The sequence below is a fragment of the Leptospira hartskeerlii genome (assembly GCF_002811475.1).
GTDB classification, from domain to species: domain Bacteria; phylum Spirochaetota; class Leptospiria; order Leptospirales; family Leptospiraceae; genus Leptospira_B; species Leptospira_B hartskeerlii.
Window position 1 is genome coordinate 1 of sequence record NZ_NPDL01000024.1, and the last position, 1,093, is coordinate 1,093.

The window sequence follows — 1,093 nt, forward strand, 5'->3', positions numbered from 1 at the left end:
GTCACTCGTCTTGCGTGGCAAGCCTCGCGCCAAGTCCTTCGGACTCGCGAAACGTCGCCAACCCTTGGTCGTTAGGCGAAATTCTATTAATGGTTTGAACAAATAAAATGATTTCAGAAATAAAAAAATCGATTGAGAAGGTTCTTACTGAAAGAGCGATTAGTCCGTTCGCTGGTACCTTTTTAATTTCATGGTTATCCTGGAATTGGGATGTTGCGATCGCCTTACTATACTCTCAAAAAGAGATACTAATATCCGATAGAATATTTTATGTGAATTATTATGCAGCAAGCTGGTGCAAAGTTATTCTCTATCCGATCTTATCTACTTTTGTTTTACTTTTAATATATCCTCTTCTTTCAAATTTGTCGTATTGGCTATGGTTGCTATATGAAGTTTGGAAAAAAACCGTTAAAAACAAGATTGAAAGCCAAGAGCTTTTGACATTAGAGGAATCTATAAGGATAAAATTAGAACTTGAAGAAATGTCGAAGAAGATTGCAGACATTATGATGGAAAAAGATAGAACAATTGAAGGCTTTAAAAGAGAGAAAGAGCTGATTGGTCAGATGTATAAAAATTCTGAAGAAGAGCTAAGTTCTTTACGGGCAGGACTATCAGTTAGCAAGTCACATGATGTTGTATTATATGAGAATATAAAGGAGAGCTATAACCTTAAAGAAGCATTACATAGCTTATTTGAAAGTTATAGTAAAGATGAATATCGCAATAGTTTAAGGATTCCAAAAAAAATATTAGAGTACTTTTATGTTAATGATATCCTTTTGAAGGAAGAGATGAGTAATTCAAAGATAGTGCTTGGAAGCGCCGGACATAATATTTATAAAATGTATGTTTCGGAGAATGTAAATAGCTATAAATAGAACTTCGCCTAACTTTCGCCTCAGCCGCTGCGCTTCGAGCTGCTTCGCACTCTCGCTTCGGCCTGCGGCACATTCGCTTCCATCACTGCACTTGCTTACGCAAGTTCGTGCTGTCGCGAACGTCGGCTAGGCTTGGTCGTTATGCGAAAGCCACGCGAAACTTCATTCTGCTATCATTATTGAGTAGGTATTAAATGAAACTAGTGATT

At 37.2% G+C, this 1,093-nt stretch carries 1 protein-coding gene; it reads left to right on the plus strand.

Translation table 11 applies throughout. The features are described 5' to 3' along the window. Positions 1 to 107: 107 nt before the first annotated feature. Positions 108 to 884, plus strand: coding sequence for a hypothetical protein (locus tag CH352_RS18915; protein WP_100708319.1), 777 nt, complete (start codon positions 108 to 110; stop codon positions 882 to 884). Positions 885 to 1,093 lie beyond the last annotated feature (209 nt).

Coding starts and splice junctions, on each gene's coding strand:
- CH352_RS18915 (WP_100708319.1), top strand. CDS start 108: ATGATTTCAGAAATAAAAAAATCGATTGAGAAGGTTCTTACTGAAAGA.